This is a genomic window from Microcoleus sp. FACHB-68, assembly GCF_014695715.1.
GTDB lineage: Bacteria > Cyanobacteriota > Cyanobacteriia > Cyanobacteriales > Oscillatoriaceae > FACHB-68.
The window spans coordinates 562,726-585,407 of the sequence record NZ_JACJOT010000008.1 but is presented as its reverse complement, the minus strand read 5'-3'; the positions used below and the strand labels follow the sequence as shown (position 1 = coordinate 585,407).

At 47.1% G+C, this 22,682-nt stretch carries 19 protein-coding genes and 1 tRNA gene; 6 read left to right on the top strand and 14 right to left on the bottom strand.

Annotation, left to right across the window (positions count from 1 at the left end; all coding sequences use genetic code 11):
* Positions 1-150: 150 nt before the first annotated feature.
* Together H6F73_RS11405 and hisG are read right to left on the bottom strand one after the other, a co-directional pair.
* Positions 151-1,995 (bottom strand): ABC transporter ATP-binding protein, encoded by a 1,845-nt coding sequence (locus tag H6F73_RS11405; protein ID WP_190758870.1) that lies wholly within the window; start codon positions 1,993-1,995, stop codon positions 151-153.
* Positions 1,996-2,410: 415 nt separating this feature from the next.
* Positions 2,411-3,055 carry an ATP phosphoribosyltransferase gene (gene hisG / locus H6F73_RS11400; RefSeq protein ID WP_190758869.1) on the bottom strand — a complete coding sequence of 215 codons (645 nt, stop codon included), beginning with the start codon at positions 3,053-3,055 and terminating at the stop codon, positions 2,411-2,413.
* A 59-nt stretch (positions 3,056-3,114) separates the two neighbouring features.
* Here hisG and H6F73_RS11395 point away from each other — a divergent pair, with 59 nt between their 5' ends.
* From H6F73_RS11395 to H6F73_RS11385, 3 genes are all read left to right on the top strand, one after another.
* The gene (locus tag H6F73_RS11395; protein ID WP_242072420.1) at positions 3,115-3,768 is read left to right on the top strand and encodes a glutathione S-transferase family protein; all 654 of its coding nucleotides are present in this window, start codon (positions 3,115-3,117) and stop codon (positions 3,766-3,768) included.
* Positions 3,769-3,786: 18 nt separating this feature from the next.
* Positions 3,787-4,482, top strand: coding sequence for a two-component system response regulator RppA (gene rppA, locus H6F73_RS11390; RefSeq protein WP_190758868.1), 696 nt, complete (start codon positions 3,787-3,789; stop codon positions 4,480-4,482).
* A gap of 356 nt (positions 4,483-4,838) precedes the next feature.
* Positions 4,839-4,988, top strand: coding sequence for a hypothetical protein (locus H6F73_RS11385; RefSeq protein WP_190758867.1), 150 nt, complete (start codon positions 4,839-4,841; stop codon positions 4,986-4,988).
* A gap of 93 nt (positions 4,989-5,081) precedes the next feature.
* On the opposite strand, the gene H6F73_RS11380 is transcribed toward H6F73_RS11385, so the two are convergent.
* From H6F73_RS11380 to H6F73_RS11365, 4 genes are all read right to left on the bottom strand, one after another.
* Positions 5,082-8,546: an AAA-like domain-containing protein gene (locus H6F73_RS11380; RefSeq protein WP_190758866.1), complete on the bottom strand. Its 3,465-nt coding sequence runs from the start codon at positions 8,544-8,546 to the stop codon at positions 5,082-5,084.
* A 36-nt stretch (positions 8,547-8,582) separates the two neighbouring features.
* Positions 8,583-10,862, bottom strand: a complete 2,280-nt coding sequence (locus H6F73_RS11375; protein ID WP_190758865.1) for an AAA-like domain-containing protein — start codon at positions 10,860-10,862, stop codon at positions 8,583-8,585.
* Positions 10,863-11,368: 506 nt separating this feature from the next.
* Positions 11,369-11,453 (bottom strand) — tRNA-Ser (locus H6F73_RS11370).
* 79 nt (positions 11,454-11,532) lie between these two features.
* Entirely contained in the window at positions 11,533-12,462 is a 930-nt protein-coding gene (locus tag H6F73_RS11365; RefSeq protein WP_199330497.1) for a TIGR04168 family protein, read from the bottom strand.
* Between H6F73_RS11365 and H6F73_RS11360 the strand changes: the two genes are divergently transcribed.
* Together H6F73_RS11360 and nadA are read left to right on the top strand one after the other, a co-directional pair.
* Positions 12,442-12,780 (top strand): hypothetical protein, encoded by a 339-nt coding sequence (locus H6F73_RS11360; protein WP_190759680.1) that lies wholly within the window; start codon positions 12,442-12,444, stop codon positions 12,778-12,780. The two genes, H6F73_RS11365 and H6F73_RS11360, sit on opposite strands and share 21 nt — an antisense overlap.
* The gene (nadA, locus tag H6F73_RS11355; RefSeq protein ID WP_190758863.1) at positions 12,702-13,673 is read left to right on the top strand and encodes a quinolinate synthase NadA; all 972 of its coding nucleotides are present in this window, start codon (positions 12,702-12,704) and stop codon (positions 13,671-13,673) included. The genes H6F73_RS11360 and nadA overlap by 79 nt, the downstream gene beginning before the upstream one ends.
* Before the next feature lie 62 nt (positions 13,674-13,735).
* Here the strand turns inward: nadA and H6F73_RS11350 are convergent, their stop codons facing one another.
* The 7 genes from H6F73_RS11350 to H6F73_RS11320 form a co-directional block, all read right to left on the bottom strand.
* Entirely contained in the window at positions 13,736-14,221 is a 486-nt protein-coding gene (locus H6F73_RS11350) for a TerB family tellurite resistance protein (RefSeq protein ID WP_190758862.1), read from the bottom strand.
* Positions 14,222-14,398: 177 nt separating this feature from the next.
* On the bottom strand, positions 14,399-16,198 hold the full coding sequence (locus H6F73_RS11345) for a M61 family metallopeptidase (protein ID WP_190758861.1): 1,800 nt from the start codon (positions 16,196-16,198) through the stop codon (positions 14,399-14,401).
* A 152-nt stretch (positions 16,199-16,350) separates the two neighbouring features.
* On the bottom strand, positions 16,351-17,034 hold the full coding sequence (locus H6F73_RS11340) for a Crp/Fnr family transcriptional regulator (RefSeq protein ID WP_190758860.1): 684 nt from the start codon (positions 17,032-17,034) through the stop codon (positions 16,351-16,353).
* 203 nt (positions 17,035-17,237) lie between these two features.
* Positions 17,238-18,095 carry an inositol monophosphatase family protein gene (locus H6F73_RS11335; protein WP_190758859.1) on the bottom strand — a complete coding sequence of 286 codons (858 nt, stop codon included), beginning with the start codon at positions 18,093-18,095 and terminating at the stop codon, positions 17,238-17,240.
* A gap of 238 nt (positions 18,096-18,333) precedes the next feature.
* Entirely contained in the window at positions 18,334-18,687 is a 354-nt protein-coding gene (locus H6F73_RS11330) for a DUF1257 domain-containing protein (protein WP_190667799.1), read from the bottom strand.
* 148 nt (positions 18,688-18,835) lie between these two features.
* Positions 18,836-20,344 (bottom strand): AAA family ATPase, encoded by a 1,509-nt coding sequence (locus H6F73_RS11325; RefSeq protein WP_190758858.1) that lies wholly within the window; start codon positions 20,342-20,344, stop codon positions 18,836-18,838.
* Positions 20,345-20,447: 103 nt separating this feature from the next.
* Complete coding sequence (locus H6F73_RS11320) at positions 20,448-20,795, bottom strand: hypothetical protein (RefSeq protein ID WP_190758857.1); 348 nt, start codon at positions 20,793-20,795, stop codon at positions 20,448-20,450.
* Positions 20,796-20,977: 182 nt separating this feature from the next.
* Here H6F73_RS11320 and H6F73_RS11315 point away from each other — a divergent pair, with 182 nt between their 5' ends.
* Positions 20,978-21,502, top strand: coding sequence for a hypothetical protein (locus H6F73_RS11315; RefSeq protein WP_190758856.1), 525 nt, complete (start codon positions 20,978-20,980; stop codon positions 21,500-21,502).
* Positions 21,503-21,539: 37 nt separating this feature from the next.
* On the opposite strand, the gene H6F73_RS11310 is transcribed toward H6F73_RS11315, so the two are convergent.
* The gene (locus H6F73_RS11310) at positions 21,540-22,679 is read right to left on the bottom strand and encodes a Gfo/Idh/MocA family oxidoreductase (RefSeq protein ID WP_190758855.1); all 1,140 of its coding nucleotides are present in this window, start codon (positions 22,677-22,679) and stop codon (positions 21,540-21,542) included.
* Between the last annotated feature and the right edge of the window lie 3 nt (positions 22,680-22,682).

Sequence of the window (22,682 nt, the reverse complement as noted above, 5' to 3'; positions counted from 1 at the left end):
CCTAAAACATCATCCGCGTGAATCTCCCAATCCCTAACCAACACACTACGCCTACATCTGCGTTTATCTGCGTGCATCTGCGGTTAAAAAAAAATCCAAAAGTTTTAACACACAACTGTGCAAATTCTACCCAACCGACCCCACTATCACCTACAAACTCGCCTCATTTCCTAACATTTGCAACTTATACAAACTCGCATAAAGACCTTCTTGCCGCAACAATTCCTCATGACTACCCGACTCCACCAACTGTCCCCGCTTCAGCACAAAAATCCGATCCACATTACGAATCGTTGAAAGCCGGTGAGCAATAATAATCGCAGTACGTTTCACCAAAAGACGATCAAGCGCATCCTGAACTAAAGCTTCAGTCCCTACATCCAAACTTGCCGTTGCTTCATCAAGGACTAATATTTGAGGATTGCGAATTGCAGCGCGGGCAAACGCTAATAACTGTTTTTGCCCTCCTGAAAGATTCGTTCCCCGCTCTCGCAATTGGGTATTATATCCTTGAGGTAACTGTTCCATAAAACTCGCCACATTCGTTTGCTGGGCGGCTGTCTGGATTTCATCTAAAGAATAATCATCTCCGAGTGTAATGTTACTCTTGACATCACCGGCAAACAAAAAACCATCTTGCAAAATCACACTGAGATGCCGGCGCAATTGGGCTTGAGGCATCTGGCGAACATCCACCCCATTAACAAGAACCCGCCCTTTCGTCGGTTCATAAAGCCGGCACAGCAGCCGAATAATCGAACTTTTACCCGCGCCGGTAGGGCCAACTAAAGCAACTTTTTCACCTGGATGAATCGTGAAATCCAAGTCTTTGAGGACGTATTCATCTTCTTTGTAGGCAAACCAAACGTGTTCAAAGCGAATTTCACCGATTTGTGGGTTATCCGTTGCTGACAGATGACTTTTGACAGATGATGTTTCTGGATCGCGAATTTCAATCGGTTCGCTTAAAATGTCGCTGATGCGTTCAACCGCAGTGAACCCGGCTTGAATCGCGGTGAATTTTTCAGCAAATTGTCGCAGAGGATCAAATAAACGCTGGGCGAACAAAATAAAGGCAGATAATGTACCAAAAGTGAGCGCGTCTTGCATGACACGGACACCCCCCAGCCACAAAACACCACCAATCGCAACAAGGGCGATCCATTCGAGTGTGGCAGATACGGCTGAGTCGTGAAAGATGGTTTTATCCACCTCTTTGATATAGCGTTGGTTAATCGTGCGAAATAGTTGGCTATTAAATTTTTCTCGGCGGAACAGTTGCACCACCCCAATGCCGGTGATATTTTCTTGTAGGGTGGAGTTTAAACTAGAAAGTTCTTCTCTAGCTTTGTAATTCGCTTTGCGGTATTGCTGTTGAAAATAAATAATCACACCGGCAACCGGCAGCAACATTAGTAATAGCATCAAAGCTAACTGCCATTGCAGGGTAAACATGGTGATGGTTATCACCACAATTGAAAATAAATCGGTGATAATGCCAATTGCGCCGGTGGAAAATACTTCTCCCAAGGCGTCTACATCACTGGTGAGGCGAGTGATTAGCCGGCCTACGGGTGAGCGATCAAAAAATCGCACCCCCAGGGACGTGACGTGGTGAAATAAGTCATTACGAATGTCGGCGGTAATTTTTTGGCCAACTTTCTGCACTAGATAGCTTTGCACCGATTCTAATGCTAGCCGGATCACGACAGTCAGTAGCAGAAGGCCGGCGAGTATATTCAAACCCTGCGATAGCGGTTTGCCTTGAAGAAAGTCAAAGGTATTCGGTTCAGAACGAATGAGTGAAATTGCTTGCCCAATAATAATCGGCTGAATCGCACCGGCAAAGGATAGGGGCACCAATAACACAAGAGAAATGGCCAGCAAACGCCCACTACGTCGGGCATAGGGCACTAACCGCAAAAATAAGCGCCAGTCATTTTCGCGCGATCGCCGGTTTTCAGGAGCCTGTGTCGGCGGTGATAAGCTAGTCATTTACAACCTAAGCAGCAGCACTGTAGAAAAAAACACGCCCTCCCAATGTAACGCAGTCATTTACACTGTCATCCTGCCCCAGATAGAAACAGGCCGGCTACGCTTCGGGCAGTTCTTCCCTAATCCACCCCACAATCAAGCTAGTTGGCAAAGCAGACAGGCCATCTGTGTCCATCTGTGTGCATCTGTGGTTAAAATTAAATTCCTGAATTTTTAGCGTAATTTCTATCTCAACTTTGCCGGCAATCGGACTGGTTGCGAAATTGCTGGATTTTTTATTAACCGCAGATTCCGCAGGTGAAACTGGAATGTGCTTTGCTCGTCATTCAAGTTCCACCTGCGTCCGCAGATAAACGCAGATGAAACGCGGATGATTTTACGTTGGGTAGCAGGGGTTTTGGTAAATTAATTGTAATTATGCGGTTGCAAGTGTTGCTTCTCGCAATTGGGAAATTAAATGCTCTAAATTATCGCTATTAAGGCGATAACTGAGGGGATGGGCAATTAGTCGGGCGCTGCTTTCAAAAAGTACGTCAATCTCAATTAATCCGTTTTCTGTGAGGGTGCGACCTGTGGAAACTAAGTCAACAATTGCTTCTGACATTCCGGTAATTGGCCCTAATTCAACTGAACCGTAAAGCGGTACAATTTCCACCGGCATATCTAAATTGTGGAAGTATTCGCGGGCGCAGTGAACGAATTTGGAGGCGACCCGTCCATGTGCCGGCAACTCTAGAGACTGCCGGTAGGGACTAGAGGCTTTCACAGCAACTGACAGCCGGCATTTGCCAAATTTAAGATCGGCAAGATGTGCAACTTTGGGGCTTTTCTCTCGCAGTACATCGTATCCCACAACTCCCAGTTGGGCTTGACCGTATTCTACATAAACCGGCACGTCATGTGTCCGAACGAGCAAGGCTTTGGCGGTGCCGGTGGTGTCGTGGATCTGGAGTTGCCGGTTGGATGAATCGAGAAAAGCACTGAAATCTAATCCGACGGATTGCAGCAGTTTGATGCTGTCTTTGAGCAATGCGCCCTTCGGCAAAGCAACGGTAATCATTGGGGGTTGGTTTTACAGTTAATGTCCAGCAAAATAGTAGCTGAAAGCTGACCTGTAAGATGATGAGCGAGCTAACTTTAGTTATTGGCAACAAAAATTATTCATCTTGGTCGCTGCGGGCTTGGCTCGCGGTGAAACAAGCTGGGGTAGACTTTACAGAAGTCCGAATTCCTCTGCAAACACCGACCTCACAGCAAGAGATTCTGCGTTATTCTCCCTCTGGCAAAGTGCCGTTTTTACAACACGGTGAGGTAAGGGTGTGGGACTCTTTAGCGATTTGCGAGTATGTCGCTGAACAGTTTGCGCCGGCTTTTTGGCCAGAAAATCCGGCAGCGCGGGCGATCGCTCGCTCAATTAGCGCGGAGATGCACGCCGGCTTCCCAAACTTGCGCGAAAATATGTCGATGAACTGCCGTGCGAGGCTTCCTGGTAAAGGGATGGAAACTGGTGTGCGCGAAGAAATTGACCGCATTACGGCAATTTGGCGTGAATGCCGGCAAAACTTTGGATCGGGTGGCGATCTGCTGTTCGGTCATTTCACGCTCGCTGATGCGATGTTTGCGCCCGTTGTATCCCGTTTCGTTACTTACGATGTCAAATTAGAGCCGGTGGCGAAAGACTATGCCGATGCGATTTGGGCGCTGCCGGCGATGCAAGAATGGGTTGCCGCAGCACAGGCTGAACCCGAAGTGATTGCTCACTATGAAGTTTAGCCGCGAATGGGTGGCAGTATGCGAATTCTTTTGGTTGATGATGAAGTGGAACTGACTGACCCTTTGAGCCGGCTACTGACTCGTGAGGGTTACAGTGTGGATGTCGCCTGTGATGGGGCTGCCGGCACCCAGTTGGCGTCTCAGGGAGGCTATGATTTGCTGATTCTCGATTGGATGCTGCCGCAACTGTCGGGGTTGGAGATTTGCCAGCAGTTGCGCCGCAAGGGCGACACGACACCTGTGCTATTTTTGACGGCTAAGGATACTTTAGATGACCGCGTGCGAGGTTTGGACGCCGGCGCGGATGATTATCTGGTTAAACCTTTTGAATTGCGCGAGTTATTAGCGCGGGTTCGTGCTCAACTGCGCCGATCTGCCGGCCAAGAAGCTACACTTGTTGCGCCTCGGTTACGCGTTGAGGATTTGGAACTTGATCTGGAAAATCAGTTAGCCTACCGGCAGGGACGCGTGATTGAACTGTCTGAAAAAGAAAGTCAGTTGCTAGAGTATTTCATGCGTCACCCCGGTCAATTATTGACTCACGCCCAAATTTACCAGCATTTATGGGCTGAAGGTGACAAACCCAGCAGTAATGTCTTAGCCGCGCAAATTCGCCTGCTGCGCCGCAAAATTGAAGGTGCCGGTGAGACTGCGCTGATACACACGGTTTACGGCAGAGGCTATCGTTTTGGCGGTGCCGGCGACTTGGTTTAGGCTGCCGGTGAGTACAATGCCAGCACTGGCTAACATTGCGTTGCCCTTCAAAAGTGAGAAAGCCGGTTAATATTGTCTCAATTCTTGGCCTAAATTAAAGTGTGGTGCTCGGATGAGTAACAACGTGCCTGTCCAAACAATTTTGATTCTGGCTGCTAATCCTACAAATACCGCGCCCTTACGATTGGATCAAGAAATCAGAGAAATTGACGAAGGGTTGCGAGGGGCAAATAAGCGAAGTTGTAGAAGCAGAACAATACAACGAAACTCGCTTTGACATCGAATTGCCAGAAAATTAGCAGGAAGGGGTTGATGTCATTAAATTATTTGCGACGGTGGATAGAAGAAATCTTCAATTGTTAGACTTACCAGCCTTAGACCAATCTTGGAAAGGATTTGGCGCTAAAACACCGACAAATGGGTTGGAAAAATTGCTGCCGGCGGTTGTGGATGAAGATAAACCTCAGCGAAATATTAGGGTTGTGACTGATGCGAGTGAGGAATGAACAACGGAAAAGATGGAAATGATTTTGAAGAAGAGTGTGATTTGAGTTAGAAATCGGGAAAAGTTTAAGAAATCTACGTTTTCTTTTCCCCTTCTACTGGTCGGTGAGGTAGCTGGCGCACATCTGTTTATCGTCTTTTGTAACATTAGGATTGGTTTTCAGATAATCGCTAATCCAATTGCAGCCTTCTGACATAATGCTTTCTAAATTATTATCGACTCTCCACAGTTTCACGGTATTCTCAATACCTCTAGTTGCCAGAGTTTGACTGTCGGAACTCCAACTCATACTATAGGCAGCAAAGACAAAACTCTCATGATCGCTAAGAGTTTGCAGGAGTTGGCCTTGTTTACTCCACAGTTTCACCGTCTTGTCACGACTTTCAGAAGCTAGAGTTTGACCGTCGGGACTCCAACTCACACTCCAGACAACACTCTCATGATCGCTAAGAGTGTTGAGGAGTGTGCCTTGTTTACTCCAGAGTTTCACCGTCTTGTCACCACTAGCACTAGCCAGAGTTTGACCGTCGGGACTCCAACTCACACTCCAGACAGATCCTTGATGATCGCTAAGAGTTTTGAGGAATTGGCCTTGTTTACTCCAGAGTTTCACCGTCTTGTCAAAACTTGCAGTTGCTAGAGTTTGACCATCGGGACTCCAACTCACACTATTAACAGGTGCTTGATGACCCCTAAGAGTGTTGAGGAGTGTGCCTTGTTTACTCCAGAGTTTCACCGTCTTGTCATCACTTGCAGAAGCCAGAGTTTGACCGTCGCGACTCCAACTCACACTATTAACAGGTGCTTGATGATCGCTAAGAGTTTTGAGGAATTGGCCTTGTTTACTCCAGAGTTTCACCGTCTTGTCAAAACTTGCAGAAGCTAGAGTTTGACCGTCGGGACTCCAAACTACACCCGAGACAGATCCTTGATGACTGCTAAGAGTGCTGAGGAGTTTGCCTTGTTTACTCCAGAGTTTCACCGTCTTGTCACCACTTGCAGAAGCTAGAGTTTGACCGTTGGGACTCCAACTCACACTCCAGATAGGATTCTGATGACCGATAAGAGTGTTGAGGAGTGTGCCTTGTTTACTCCAGAGTTTCACCGTCTTGTCATCACTTGCAGAAGCTAGAGTTTTACCGTCGGGACTCCAATCCACACTCCAGACAACTTCCTGATGATCACTAAGAGTTTGCAGGAATCTGCCTTGTTTATGCCAGAGTTTCACTGTGCTATCACGACTTGCAGAAGCCAGAGTTTTACCATCGGGATTCCAACTCACGCTCAAGACAGGTTTTTGATGACCGCTAAGAGTATTGAGGAGTTTGCCTTGTTTACTCCACAGTTTCACTGTCTTGTCATTACTTGTAGAAGCTAGAGTTTGACCATCAGAACTCCAACTCACGCTCAAGACAGGTTTTTGATGACCGCTAAGAGTGTTAAGGAGTGTGCCTTGTTTACTCCAGAGTTTAACCGTCTTGTCACTACTTGCAGAAGCTAGAGTTTGACCGTCAGAACTCCAACTCACACCCCAGACAGGTTTTTGATGATCACTAAGAGTTTTGAGGAGCGTGCCTTGTTTACTCCACAGTTTCACCGTCTTGTCCTCACTTGCAGTTGCTAGAGTTTGACCATCGCGACTCCAACTGACACTATAGACAGAGCCTTTATGACTGCTAAGAGTTTTGAGGAATTTGCCTTGTTTACTCCACAGTTTCACCGTCTTGTCCTCACTTGCAGTTGCTAGAGTTTGACCATCGCGACTCCAACTGACACTATAGACAGATCCTTTATGACCACTAAGAGTGTTGAGGAATTTGCCTTGTTTGCTCCAGAGTTTAACCGTCTTGTCATCACTTGCAGTAGCTAGAGTTTGACCATCGGGACTCCAACTCACACTCCCGACAACCTCCTCATGACCTGACAAAGTATTGTGTTCTCCGATAGCATAAAGCGTTTGGCTCAAGGCATCTAACACTTCCGCTTGAGTGTCGTCCTTTTCCCAGAGTAATCTATTAAGTTGTTTGAGTTGTTGCCCCGCCCGCAATGCTTCCAGTAAGGCGGTTAATCCTTGACCAGAAACAAGTTTTTCTCTAGAAGATGCAGTTTTTAATCTTACGTCCGCTGCTTTCAATATTTCGCTATTAACTATCATCGTCGCAGCTATAGAAAAAATAAATATACCCAAGGATACACCCAAGGAAAGCCAGCTAATCAAACTCGCTTTTTCTCGAGCTTTTGCTAAAATTTGATTTGCTTTCTTTTGAACATCCAATTCTGTTTGAATTGTTTGTTTGTCTATTTCTTGACTAAGGCTTAAAAATTGATAATCCAAATCGCTCAAACTTCTACTATTTGCCCAAACTTGAGCATTTTGCAACGCTTGACCTCGCAACAGTCGCGATTCATCCTTACAATCAGACTCTATCCAAGCTTTAAAACTTTCGCTATAAGGGCGGAGATTTGCTAATTGTTTTTCCACCCAATCAGCCGTAAAAACTGATTGATAAATTCGGTTATAAACTTTAAGTTTGCCAGACTGCTTAACCACCAACCCAGTTAATCGCAGTTCCATTTGTTCGGGACTATCATCAGTCGCTATTTCATGATGCTGTAAAATTTGCTGATAGAGTCCCAGTAATCGGTTGGCACGCTGTTCGCTGTGTAAAATGCGATCTCGAATCGTCTTTAAATGCTCTGGTTCATCCTGTATTTCCCAATTCTCAATCACTTTTTCTCGCACTAAACTTTCTACCCACTCAGCGGGGTTTTGCATGGATGCAGAGTTGGCATAATTAAACAGTAATTTACAAACTCTTTGCGTTAAAAATGGCTGTCCGCCAGTCCAAGATAACACTGCTTCTAATAGAGGTTGAGAATTTTCTGCTTGAGTGTCTAACCCAACTGCCAAAGGTTGAGCTTCTGCTAATTGAAACCCTGTTAACTCTACTCCTCGACCAATATTAAAAGGAGTGCGTCGCTTGTCGTGAATTAAATCTGATGGAGTGGCTACCCCTAACATCGTAAATGTTAATCGACGATAGTCGGGTTTATCCGCTCGATTATTATAGCAATCACGAATCACCGCAAAAAAATCTTCTATTTTAAAACTTAAACTGAGTAAGCTGTCCGATTCATCGACAAAAATTACTATATTTCCTGAGAGGTTCTTGAGTAATACCTCTTCAATAAATTTACTAAATCGTTTAACATTCGATAGTAAGCTGTTCTTCTCCCACCATTCATCTAAATCAAAAACCTCATACAAATTTAATCGGCTGATGATGCTATCGATCACCCCTGCATACCACTCTTCTGGCGTAATATCTGAGGTGCCAATTTCTGTGATATCAATGCTACTACAGGCGATTCCCTCTGCTTGTAACCGCTGCATCGTCCGCACTCGCAGGGATGATTTTCCCATTTGTCTGGCATTGAGAACATAGCAAAATTCTCCGGCTTTTAAAGCTTGATAAAGCTCTTCATCTGCCTTTCGAGTGACATAAGTTGGGGCGTTTGCAGGAAGACTCCCTCCAACTTGATATTGATAATCTTTCATAAGTCATTGTTAATTCATAGGGGGAAAATCAGAGAATCAGGGAATCAATTTGTACAATCGTACAGGTTCAGGAATTCCTTTTAACTGTTGCAAGCCTAAGTCAATCACATTTAAATCTGAGTGGGTTCTAACGACTTGATAAACTGTTTCAGAAATACAGATTCCTCCTGGATCTGCTTTCCCTTCCAAACGAGCCGCTAGATTTACACCAGTGCCCCTGATATCATTATTAAGAAAGAATATTTCCCCCAAGTGAATACCAATGCGGTGTTGCAGAACATGACTCGCAGGTAAGGTTTTAGCAGCTTCAGCTAAATTTCGTTGTATTTCTAGCGCACAGGCGACAGCTTTTACGGCACTTTCTGGAAAGAAAATTAATAAACCATCGCCCATTTCTTTAAGGACTTTGCCTTGATGTTTATCGCAGATGCTTCGGATGATGCTGAAATCTCGATTCACTAATTCTAGTGTCAGCTTTTGGTTTGCAGCTGATAAAGCGGTGGAATTAACGACATCCGAGAAAATAATCGCTCCTAAATTACTCTCTATGTTCAAACTTGATTGGTTATTCGTTTGTTGCACAGCAGTCATCTTCGGTTGAGTAGAGGCTAGGCGATGTCGAAAATATTGACGATACAAACCACACAAGGGCATTACAGCATTCCCCTGAAATTTGATCAACCCCATGCTTCGCAATTTAAAAGCCTGTCGGGTATTAATTTCTACAGGTTTTTCGCTGTTAATCACTTGTCTAATTGTTGCTGCTAGTTCTGCGTCTGTTTCCAAATTAACTAAATGACGGCGTAAATGATCGTAGTAAGGGCCTTCTTCAGTAGGAGCGACTTTTAGCAAGCGCTCTAAGGTAATTCTCCCCCTGGCAACTTGGTAGAGAGCAACTCGAACTAAATAAGGATGACCCCCCACCATTTCCATCAGGTCACAAATCTCTTGATCTGACAAATTTAATTGGTGTCGATTCACTAAATCTGTTACCTGTCTCTGATTGAGTTCAGGTAACTCTATGGGCAATCCAACATTAAATGGCGACTGATTAATATTGAGAGGAATATAAACTTCTTGAGAGTGAGAAATGACTAACCTCAGCCTTTTCCAAATTTCCTCATTTTTTCCCCGCTCGTGCCAAGCTCGTAATAGCCCAAAGAAGTCGGTGGCTATTTCGGGATGCTGAAAAATCTGATCAACTTCATCTAACCCTAAAACAACAGGCTGCTCACTCTCGGATAGTAGATAGCGTTGGAAATACTTCGTGCTTTTATTTTTACTGCCGAGAACGCCTTTCCAATATTCTCCTAACTTATCTTCTAAATTTAATTCATTAGTAATCTCACCACAAAACCACAGTAGCAACTCATCAATATTGGTGAGAAAACTGCTATCAGCCGATTGGAAGTTTAAATAAGCCGTTTGATATCCCTGTTTATTTGCCTCGTATAAAATTCGCTGCACTAAGGAAGTTTTTCCCATTTCCCGGGGAGCTTTGATTCGGATTAAAGCTCCGGGTTTGACAATCGTTTGGTAGCAATCCGATTCAATGGGAGGCCGGTCAATATATAGGGGTGAATCTAAACTAACAGAACCTTCTGGGTTGTCTAAATTTGACATAGAAACGGGAGGTGAATCGAGTGATCGCGGATTCCCAACTGGAGCCGGCTGCTCCTCAACTATATTGTCAATAACCGGAGAGATCGCGACTTCTGCTATCTCTAAGTCAGAAAATTCTGATTTCTTCTTTAAAACTGGAGTGAGTTCTTCCGCAATGCCGGCCATCGCAATGCTGACGCAACCTGACTTATAAGCGAACTCGATAGATTCACCGGCTGCCAGTGCATCATAAAATCCTACGGTGAATTCCCTGGCAGCATTGTTTCCCACCGCTTGCTTCATCCCAATCACATAGGGAATGTGACGAGCGATTGCATTTGCTTGCACGTCCGAATAGCAGGCGTTGAGTACCACGCATTCTACCCGATCCATAAACAGCTCAAACAAAGCGGATAACGCTGTTGCATCGACCAGTTTAACCTTCCCCGTCTCATCCTCTAGCGCTAAACCGTCTTCTCCTGCACCATGCCCGGAGAAATGGACAATCTCTGGGTTACAATCGAGTACAGCTCGCTGCATATCCCGTGGCGTCACTGCCCACTGTTGCTCTAATTGAAACTTGTCACCCTTTTTAGCGAGTTCCAACCCCTGGGAAATTTCTTGAGCCTCTTTTTGTAAGTCTACATAAGTCGTATTTTTGGGGTTAGCAGCCAAAAACAGAATCGTTTTTTTCTTCCTGGAGGAGCTAATCATAAGGTGGAGCTTGGCTACAGGTGAATGAGTTGTTTTATATTTAATTGTCTTATATTTCGTCCCGAAGGGGTTTGTGACTGCGAATTGAATAGCCTACTGGCTGCAACCGGCACAGCTCAGTTAGAGAGGAATAATCGAAGGTTTAAAGAATTGTTTAGTAGCCTACACCACAAGCGAAATATCCGCAGATAGTTAGTGAGCACTCGATATTAAAAACTTATCTGATCCGCGATGATATAGTAAGTTAATTAAAGTTCTCACACTTGTCCTTTAAAGTCAAGGTGCATCACTTTCTTGACTCCTATCTATGAAAAGTAACGATAGCCTCAATATTTCAACTCAAAAAATATACTAAGTATTAAAATATATATATTGTGTCATTAAAGGTTTGGCCCTAATCTTTGGAATCAGGGCTTAACGAACGAGTTAAGGAAGCTATAGAATTCACCCCCCATCTTCCTCTCAATCCTCTTCAGCATTGAAATGTGTGGGTGCGGTGAATTAAACGGAGAGGGTGGGATTTGAACCCACGGAACCTTTCGGTTCACTCGATTTCAAGTCGAGCGCAATCGACCACTCTACCACCTCTCCAAGTGGGCATAGTTTAATATTAGCCGGCTCTGCCCCAATTTGTTAAGCATCCTGGGTAAATCCAACACTTTAAGATCCTTTAAGCCGGCATCCCCACCGTACTACTGCTTTGGAAAAGAACTTGCTCTGACGCGATGGAGAAATCTTGAGACACCCAAACTAAGGTAATCTCGGACACCACCCCGTTACTGAGGGAAACAATCGAGAAGTTACGCCGGCGGTCATTTTCAGTTTGCACAATCCGAGGCACACTGGCGGCATTCAAATAAACTGTGCCTTCAGAACTGACATGGACACCCCGGCGCAACCGCTGCTTGGTGTGGCGTAAGGTGTGGTGCATATGGCCAAAAGTTACTAACGCAACCTGTTTACCCAAAGCCTGTGTTTGCGCGATTGCTGCCTCGAAATCTGGATCGCCAAAGTCTCCGCCAATCGGGTTCCAATCCTTGCCGCAGGGATCTTCTGGCAAATCACCTAAGCCGGTAGGGCCATTATGACCGAGAAAAATCACGGTTTCGCAAGCCGAACTTTTAGCAGCAGCGACAATGCGGTTGGTGGATGCTTCAAAGCCGGCCACATCAAAGCGCCGGTAAAAGTCGCTATATTTCCACTGTGGGCCACCCCAGCTAAAAGGCCGGCTTCCCACGACGGTTAAATCTAAATTGGGAAAGTCTAACTTGCTGTAACCGACATGGGTTTCCCCTAATAAATCTAGCTGTTGCTGCACCCAGTCTTCTTCCTGCCGGTTGTAGGGACACTTGCTGCGCCCCCAATCTGTTGCCGTGTACCATGCGTCATGGTTGCCCATGATCGCTGCTTTGGGAAGATCAAGAGATGCGATCTCCCGCACCACCGGCACCGACTCGTTGCCAAAGTCCCCGACAAATAGCACCAGATCAACGCCTAAATGCTTCAGGGCGAGTCCATCTGCCTCTTCCCACTGATCATGAATGTCCCCAACTACGGCGATTTTAATCGGTTTATCCTGATGATTCTGATTAATAACCATGCCAATTCCTGTGCCCATCTCCTTTCCAGCATAGGCAAGCATGGCCGGTTTTGGCAGGATTGGGAATGGGGAATTGGGGATTGGGCATGGGGAATTGGGCATGGGGCATGGGGAATGGGGCATGGGGAATTGGGCGTGGGGGATTTAACCGGCTCTGCTTGTCCCCTGCAATTTTTGGTAAAAACTACTATAATTCCTTTACAGACTAACCCCATTCCGGCTGAGGCAACTCCTAAACTGTGTTTACGACTGCACTTCTCCGACGCGATCAAACATCTGATCTGCCCCATGACTTGTTTGCGGCGATTAATGCCCTGAAACAGGAGCTAAACGCCGTGATTCTGGCTCATTATTACCAAGATTCCGATATTCAGGATATTGCAGACTATATCGGCGATTCTCTGGAGCTTTCTCGTAAAGCTGCCAACACGAATGCGGATACAATCGTCTTCGCCGGCGTTCACTTCATGGCAGAAACGGCAAAAATTCTTAATCCCAACAAACTGGTATTGTTGCCCGATTTAGATGCCGGTTGTTCCTTGGCAGACACTTGCCCACCGGCAGCTTTTGGGGAGTTTAAAGCCGCTCATCCCGGACATTTGGTGATTTCCTATATCAACTGCTCAGCCGCAATTAAGGCAATGAGCGATATCATCTGCACCAGTTCCAACGCCGTTAAAATAGTCCAGCAAATTCCCGAAGATCAGCCGATTATTTTTGCCCCAGATCGGAATTTAGGGCGATATGTGATGCAGCAAACCGGCAGAGATTTAGTGCTGTGGCAAGGCAGTTGCATGGTGCATGAAACATTCTCTGAGAAGAGAATAGTCCAGCTCAAAATCGAACATCCAGAGGCTGAAATCATTGCCCACCCTGAATGTGAGGAGCCGGTGTTGCGCCATGCTAATTATATTGGTTCCACATCTGCGTTACTAAAATACGCTCAGCAAAGTTCCGCGAGTGCGTTTATTGTTGCGACGGAACCGGGAATCATTCACCAGATGCAAAAGCAAACGCCCCACAAACAGTTTATTCCAGCACCGCCGGTGAACGGCACTTGCGCCTGCAACGAATGCCCTCACATGAGGTTAAATACGCTAGAAAAGCTTTATCTGGCAATGAAAAATCGTGCCCCAGAAATTACTCTTCCAGAAGAGACACGACTAGCCGCATTGCAACCAATGCAGCGAATGCTAGAAATGAGTGCTTAGATGAGTGCAAAAGGATGAATAAAAATTCTGAATTCATCCTTTTGTATCCCGTTTAAGGAAGCTCAGCCTTGGATAAATTCCTCGATTTGATGAGTGAGTTTATCAACAAGTCCTTCATCGCTATCGGGTGCGGCTGCAATTTCTGACTCGATGCGTTTAACCACATCTGCCGGCAAGTTAAGTAAGCTCACCAAGTTTTGGTAAACTTCGGCTTCTTCCGTATTAATTGCCGGCTCATCAGGGGTACGAGCACTCGAAGAAATGACTTCATAACCGAGCCGCAGCACTAATTCCCGCTCTTCGTTGCTTGCCAGTTTGGGAATCAACTCATTGAGCGGGATATTCTGCATGAGATAATCCCGCAATTCTTGTTGCAATTTTTGCTGCTGATCTGATTTGGTAGCAAACAGCTGACTAAAGCGCTGTAGCATAAAATCTACTTCTTCTGTGGCAAGCTCCCCATCAGCCCATGCCATAGCTGTCACAACTCGCAGCAGAGTCATCTGACGGGGGGTGATCGGTGGGGGTGGGGGTGGTTGTAGTGGCATAATTATTCCTTCTTGATTTAACAGTGTTTTAGGTACAAAGTTGCCAACAACCTACCACGCGATCGCAACAGGTTGCCAAGACGTAATGATCTTTTTAACGACTGTTGCTGGTATGGGGCATGGGTCAAGGCTTCGCCAACCTAAAGGTAGGGGCATTGGGTGCTCAAGCCTCAAAACTTAAGACTTAGCGCGAATGGTTGAAACCGGCACCCCTAACCAACCAGCAAAGTTTTCTGCCTGCGCCGGCGTTGGATCTTCCACCGGCACTACTTGATAGCGGTTGGGACGCGGTAATGCTAAAGTAACGGACAGACAGCGCAATTCATCTTGATGGAAGACTGCCACCTGAATTGTCTCGTTGGGTTGATAGTCTTTCAGTCGCTCAGTGAGTTGATCTGCTGATACCCGAATTCCGTCAATTGCCAGTAATTCATCACCGGCATCGATTCCCGCCACCTGAGCCGGTGAACCCATCTCAACAAATTTGATGATATCTTTACCATGTTCTGCTTTTACTGTCAAGCCTAAGAATGGCACCACAGAATTGCTATCATCAGCAGACAGCCGCAGACCAAAAGGCTCTAGATACTCATCAAAGGGCAGTTCTTCAGTTCCGTCAATGTAACGAACGAAGAAATCCCCTAAATCTATCTCAGAAACTGATTCAAGAATGTTCCGCAGTTGTTCTGGGGTGAAACCAATTTCAGGTTGCCCAAATTGCTGCCACATCACGCGCATTACATCATCGAGGGAACGCTGATTATTATGACGCTGCCGAATTAGCAAATCGAGCAAGAGCGACACCATTTCTCCTTTTAAATAATAGGAAATTTGGGAATTGCCAGAGTTAGCATCCGGGCGGTATAGCTTAATCCAGGCATCAAAACTCGACTCACTTGCCGGTTGCACTTGGCGTCCCGGTATTGTTTGCAAGCGAGTGATTTCCTTGCTCAAGTTTTCTAAATAAGTGTTGACGTCGTAAATGCCGGCACGTAGAGGAATCACCAAATCGTAATAGCTAGTGGTTCCCTCACTAAACCACAGGGAAGGGGTGTAGTTTTCACCTTCATAATCAAACACTTCCAGCGCTTTCGGTCGAATGCGTTTGACATTCCATAGGTGGAAAAATTCGTGCGCTACCAATTGCATGAAACGCTCGTATTTATCTCTCGCACGGAAACCCAAGCGATTATAGTTTAAGGTGCAGCTGTCTTTGTGTTCCAGACCGCCAAATCCTTGAGCCGATAGATGCAGCAGAAACACATAGCGATTGTAGGGCAGCCCGCCAAACATCTCGGCTTCGACTTGGATGATTTTTTCAATATCAGGGATAATTTGCTTGGGTTTAGCATTGCCCTGCCCCCAAATGACCAGCTCATGCTGTTTGCCTAAAACTTCAAAGGGATAGAGCCGGTGGGTGCCAATTTCAAACGGGCTATCTACCAGAGTGTCAAAATCCGGAGCGTAAAAGGTGTTAGGTTGGCCGGAGACAGGGCTTAAAGAGGTGGAGACGCGCCATTCCGGTCGAGGTGGCACAATGGTGACAGAAACGGGTTGCTGCTCAAATCCGGGCAGATAGAAGAACAGGGCGGCACCGTTAAAATAACCGTGGGTGCTATCTAGGTGATTTGTCCGAACTGTCAGCTCATTAGCATAGAGCCGGTAGCGCACGATGATTTCAGAAACACCGGCTGTATCAATTTGCCAGTAGTTTTTTTTCACCTTGCGCCAGCTCAACGGTTGCTCGTCAGCCGTTTGAGCGCCGAAGTTTTGCAGGTTTTTGGCATATTCTCGCACCAAGTAGGAACCTGGTGTCCAAACCGGCATTTTTAAATCCAGTACCGGCTGATGCCAGTTGAGTACGCGTAGCGTCACTTCAAATAAATGCGATTCCGGCTGGGGCATTGCCACCAGGTAATGAATTGCCGGTGCTACGCTGGGTGTTTTGCTAGGGCGTGTTTGAGTTGCTTCAGTCATTTCATTTAGGCATGGGGCATGGGGCATGGGGCATAGGGCATGGGGCATGGGGCATGGGGCGTTGGGCATAGGGCATGGGGCATGGGGCACTTATTCCCTTCTCCTCCTCCCTAGTCCCTAGCCCCTAGTCCCTAGCCCCTAGTCCCTCTCCTTTAAACGTGTCCAGCTAGATGGGTCAACTGCTTGATATTGAGTAAGTAAATAGCCTCACGATCAGTATCGATCTTGAGCCAGCCTTTTTCATTGAGTTTTTGCATAATTTTGCTGGTTTCTTCTACCCCGATGTCTGTAACATCGGCTAAATCTTTGAAGGGAATGTTAAAAATTTCTATTCCCTTATCAGTTGGCTGACCGTAGTTTTCTGCTAAAGAAACTAAAGTATTTGCGAGTTTGACAGCTGGAGGCCGGTTCCGCAGTTGGAAGCGAAAGTTAGTCTGTCGCAAACGCCGCACCATCAGTTGCAGCATCCGGTGGTGCAACTGAGCATCCTTAGAAAGGGTTTGAATAAATCGCTGAGCGGAGACACTAAGTAGCTGCACCGGCGAGAGGGCGATCACATCTGTGGAGCGGGGAGATTCATCCAGAATGGCCATTTCGCCAAAGAAATCACCCCGGCCCAGAATGGCCAGCGTTACCACGTTCTCACCGGCAAGGCGTCGGACTTTGACCCAGCCGGATACTAAGAAGTAAACAGCATTTCCCCAGGCATCCTCCATCAGGACGGCTCGGTTGGATGGGTACTCGTGTTCTACGGCAACGGAGAGTAGCCATTCCAATGTCTCTGGGTTGGCGGCACTGAAAAGAGGGAAAAGCTCACTAAAAGCTTCTGTCTGCATGAGAGCTCGTCAAGATAAGAAATCAGGATGGGTAGGAGTCAACGGCTAGGGAATTTGGGTTGCAAAAACCAACAACATAGATTCCTATTTATTGATGTTGACATACTACCCGCCACAATCGGAAAATAGTGCGAGGATTCTCGATCTATTAACTTATCTTCAAGCGCTTTCCCCTGTTGGTTGCTCACTTTCTGAGACGTTGCTTAGGCCGTGGTGCCGGCAACTGCTTTCTGAATTCTTGGCAGCAGCGACTCAACGTAGTGGGGCCAGCCAATAACAATGGTTTGTTTATGGGCTAAGGTGGCTGGATCGATGGCATCGGGCTGAAAGCTTAAAGGTCGGCCCTCTAAGTCGCAACAGGTTAACTGGGCTGCTTTTGCTAAGGCGATCGGGCCGGTGGTATCCCAGAGCTTGACGCGCCGGTTTAGATAGATATAAAGGCCGGCTCGTCCTTGAATCACTTCCAGAACTTTGAGGCCAAAGCTGCCCAGCGAGTAAAATTGAGCTTCAGGAATCAACTGTGTAAGCGCACTGCCAAAGTTTCGCTGATCTTTGGTGCCCACGATCACCGGACAGAATGACGATGAAGGGGCCAAGGGTTCTTTCACCGGCAAGGGTTGTGGGGGGGCATCTCCAGCGGTTTGAAACAAACCCCAATCCCGACCGCCATAGTACAGCCGATCCTCTGCCGGCGCGTAGATCCAGCCGGCAATCGGTTCGTGATGCGATAGCAACCCCACCATTACAGCGTAGTGGGGCTGTCCTTGAATAAAATCTTCGGTGCCATCCAGGGGATCGATCAACCACAACCGGGAGTAGTCTGACCCAAATGCGGTTCGTGACTGTTCGTTTTCCTCGGTAATGATGCCTTCGTGGGGAAACAGTTTAGCAAAGGCGGTTGCCAGGTGCCGGTCTAGCCATCGATCAACACTCGTTACATAGTCATCAGGCCCTTTTTCGGCAACCTGAAATTGCTCTTTTGCCATTTGTGCGGCCTGTTGACCGCCAGAACGCATTAACTGCCGGATTTGTTGCTCTAGCTCAAAAGCCAAAGATTTCATAGAAAATACAATAATACCGATTTTTGTTGAGATTGCTAGAAATCACCTTAGTGTAGGGTAGGATTTCATGCAGGTAAAGAGCAGAGGAATTGAAATTACAAGGACAGCGATCTAGCGCTTGAGTTCCCACACCGTCAAAATCCCCGCTTTCTCGACGCAGTTTCACAAAAATTCGCATAAAAAAACGGGCTAACCCGTAATTGGTTAACCCGCAAGCTTGGGAACGCGCTCCGTGATATTACTTTTGCAGAACCAATTTGACATTGGCATTTTGCAGGCCGGGGCGACGAACTTCAGCCAAGGTCTTGTTGACTGCGTACTTCTGATTGATGGAGTTAATCAGTTCGGTCTGATTGTGCTTTTTGGCAACGCCCCAGAGGTCAGCGATCAAGTCAAAGGAACCATCGGCATTGCGAGACCAGCCCAGATCGTATTCACCTTCCAACACTGCAACGATGTCTGAACGAACTCGTTGGCCATTGTATCCCCGGACATCAGCTTCGGTCTTAACATTAATGCCCAAGTCACGCAGAGAAGCTTTCAGGATTTCGGCATCGGTGATTTTGGTACGCAGGGTGCTGAAGTGAGACATTTGGATTTCCTCCTAAGGACTTTGAGAGATACGACAACGTTTGGATTTGAAGCAGGCCGCTGTGTGGATGCACATATACGGCGTTTTGTCAAACTGCTAGCCCTTTACTGGCTAGCCTTTGCTCCTGTTGGGAGACAGGAGAAAGCTTTTAGAACTCCAGTCGCTGATATTCGGCGACGGAAGATGCAGCCGGTCTCGCTCGCTGCCTCGCCCAATCTCGCAGGGCGGTGACTTGCTCTGTCATCGTCTTTGACAGTGGCAGCGTTGACTTAATGGCGGCGATAATATCCAGCTGCGTGAATTCTCTATCTTGAGCGAAGGCTTCGTACATGGCTGCGATCAGTCCTTGCTCAATTTCTGCTCCTGAGAAGCCATCGGAGACATTCGCGAGTTGCTCGATATCAAACCGAGCAATGTCTCGATTCCGCTTTTTCAGGTGAATTTTAAATATTTCTTGGCGCTCTTCACTTGTGGGCAAATCCACAAAGAAGATTTCATCAAACCGGCCCTTTCTGAGAAACTCTCCAGGCAAGCGCTCAACCCGGTTAGCAGTGGCCATCACAAAGACGGGTGATGTTTTCTCTTGCATCCAAGTCAGGAAGGAACCAAAGATGCGGCTAGACGTTCCCCCATCCGAGTCAGCGGAACCTGACGTGCCGGCGAAGGCTTTATCTAGTTCATCGATGAATAAAATCACCGGCGAGATGGACTCGGCTGTTTTCAAGGCATTGCGGAGATTCGCTTCTGATCTCCCGACCATTGACCCGTCATACACTCGCCCCATATCCAGGCGCAGCAGGGGTAATCCCCACAGCCGGCAGGTCGTTTTGGCGATTAAAGATTTACCGCAACCCGGTACCCCCAAAATCAACATCCCTTTTGGTTGAGGTAAGCCATATTCCCTCGCCCGTTCTGTAAAGGCGTCAGAACGCTGCCTCAGCCATCGTTTCAATTCTTCTAGACCCCCCACCGAATCGATGGTTTCGTCTTCTTCTATATATTCGAGGATGCCGTTGCGCCGAATCAGCTGCTTTTTCTCGGAAAGAACAATATCTACTTCGGCTTCAGTAAGGCGACCGGCACTGACTTGAGCTTTGCGATAGACTTTTTCTGCTTCATCTCGCGTTAAACCCAAGGCTGCTTTGAGCAGTTTTTCTCTGGTCTCGGTGGTAATGCGGCGGGTTCGGGTTTCTGTTAATTGACTTGACAAAACTTGATTGAGTTCTGCCATTGTCGGCAGGGCGAAGTCTAACACAACAACTTCTTTTTCTAGCTCAATCGGAACCTGCTGCACCGGAGACATGAGAATAATTGTTTTTAGGGTGCCTTTAAAGCTTGCGATCGCATCCCGTAACCATCGGGTTGTCGCTGGGGCATCAATAAAGGGGTGTAAATCTTTAAATATAAAGATACCTGGTTCGCGCTGCCGAATTACCCACTCAATCGCTGCTTCTGGAGAAACAGTGTTGTGCTGGGTTGTATTGCGCGGTTGCCCGTATTCCACGATCCCGTGGGTGACTGTCCAGATAAAAACTTTGTGTTGGGGCTTGCTCTGAGCAATCGTTGCAATTGCTTGCTCGGCCCGCTCTTCCTCGGAGGTCACGAGGTAAATTAAAGGATATTGAGCTTGAATTAGAATACTGAGCTCTTCTTTCATGACCAATCGACCTTTTAGAGACGGTGCAAACATTGCTGGATCGGGACGCTCGTCGCTGCTGAAGTGGAAGTGCTTTTTGCGCTCGCCTTCAGAAAGCTAAGCTCTAGCAGGGAACCAATTCTTGCTCTCCTTGTTCAGGGGTAGAATTGACTTTTTGTACCCTTTCAACCGAAATACCCTCTTCAGCTAAGACTCCTGGCTGATCTTTGAGAGAAACCATTTCTCCCTCTCGCAGAACCACCGAGTTTGTGCATTCTGGGCAGTTATATACCCGATGAGCTCCTCCATGAGCTGCCTCTACCTCGTCTACCACTTCTGGATTGGCTAAGTAAAAGACTATTGCTCTTTCTGCAATGGCAGACATCGGTTCGGAGTCAACTGCAGCTCGGATTTTAAGCTGGCGATGCAGTTCGGGTGGAAGATACAACGTAACCTTTTGCTTATCTTGCATATGACTGTGAATTTGTGTACCCGGGTATGCATTTCAGAATAGCGGCTCAATTTTGAGCTGTCAAGATGCTAAAGCGCTTTGACGGCATTACTGTAATATTTCGTTACATTGATTGCCCGGTTCCTCATGCCTAGGGATTTGAATGTTGGATCGGGGCGAACAAAACGAGAGCACTTGCAAAGATGTCTGTCACTCATTACATCAGGCGTTATGCCGTCACTGGGCTGGTTGTGGCGGCAATGCTGTCGGGGTGCCGGCCCTCTGAGTTTCAACCGGCAACCAATTTAGAGACTTATCGCAACCCGCGTTATGAGTTTGAGTTTCCCTATCCCAAAGCGTGGGTTGCCGCTGAACCCCCGACAAATCAGGATGGGCAAGCGTTTAGCGATCCACAGAACCCACAAGTTGAGATTCGAGGTTGGGCCGGCTATCGTGTCTCAAGTAGCGGAAAGCGCGGCAAGCACAAGCAATCAAAAGACAAGTCAGAAGCCTTGAAGCAGAACTTTACAACCCAGCAAGGGGTAGCAGGGGAATTGGAAGTGAATTTAGGGCCACAAATCAGTTCGATGACCTTAACCCTGGTGCAAGGAAAATTGGAATATAACTGTTACGCCCAATCTCCCAGCGAAAAATTTGCCGATTACTACCGGCTTTTCTATAAGGTTGCCGGTCAGTATAAAATTCCACCGGCACCGGAAAAGCCTTGATCAAAGTGCCGGCGAGAGAATAAACCCGATTGAACTACTAACCTGCAGCCAAAAAATCCTCCAGCGCCGGTACATCCACCCAGCAGCCGGTGGCGTGAGATTCTTGAGTTAAATCCATTAAAAGCTGCGAGTAAACCCCCTCGCGCAAGCCTGATATCGGTGAAGTGCCCCGATCAATCGCTTGCACCCAATGATCGATCACCCGAACAATCGGCGCGATCCGCCCGTCGGGGTAGGTACGGGGAAATTCCAGCCGGTGTGGAACCTCAATCACCGCTAAGGGTTGCCCAGCCTGACTTCCCCACAGCCGAAATCCGTGTACATAATCCTGCTGGTTGTCACTGCCTAAAACTAAAGTGCCGCGTTCGCCGTACACCTCAACCCAATGCCCACGTCCCTGATACGCCACGGAACTCAGGCAAACCTGACAGGGTGTGCCATCTGCCAATTCAAGCATCAGCGTGCAAGTATCATCCGCATCCACCGGCTTTAATTCCCCACCGGCAGCCGGATCGGGGCGTGCAGGAATCGCGGTGCTTAGCTGGGCGCACAGCCGGCGCACCGGCCCAAACAACCAGCTAATATAGTCGAAACTGTGGGAACCGATTGCACCTAGCGCACCGCCGCCTTTGTCTTTTTGAGCGTACCAATTCCAAGGCCGGCTGGCATCAGCGCGACTGGCAACTAACCAATCAATCTTAATTAGACGAGTCTGCCCCACATAGCCTTCTGCCAAAAGTTCGGCAAGATGCTGCCACGCCGGCACAAAGCGAAATTCAAAATCCATTGCGGCGATTGCGCCGGTAGATTGTGCCAATTTGTACAGTTCTCGCGCCTCTGCTGCTGCGAGAGTTGTGGGTTTTTCTAAGAAGAGATGCTTGCCGGCACTTAACACCTGTTTTGCCATTTCATAGTGCAAAAACGGGGGAGTTGAGATGCTAACCGCCTTTACTTCTGGTAAGGCGATAAGCTCCTCTATTGTATCACAAGCATGGGGAATTTTTTGAGCATCTGCAATCGCTTTTGCTTTATCAATCTGCCGGTTGTAAATCGCTACTACTTGGGTTCGATGGTGTTCTTGAAATGCTGGAATGTGGACTTTTTGACCGAAGCCGGTGCCGGCAATTGCTACGCCGATGACTGGTTTTTCTGTGGAAGAACTGGAAGAAGAAAACATCTT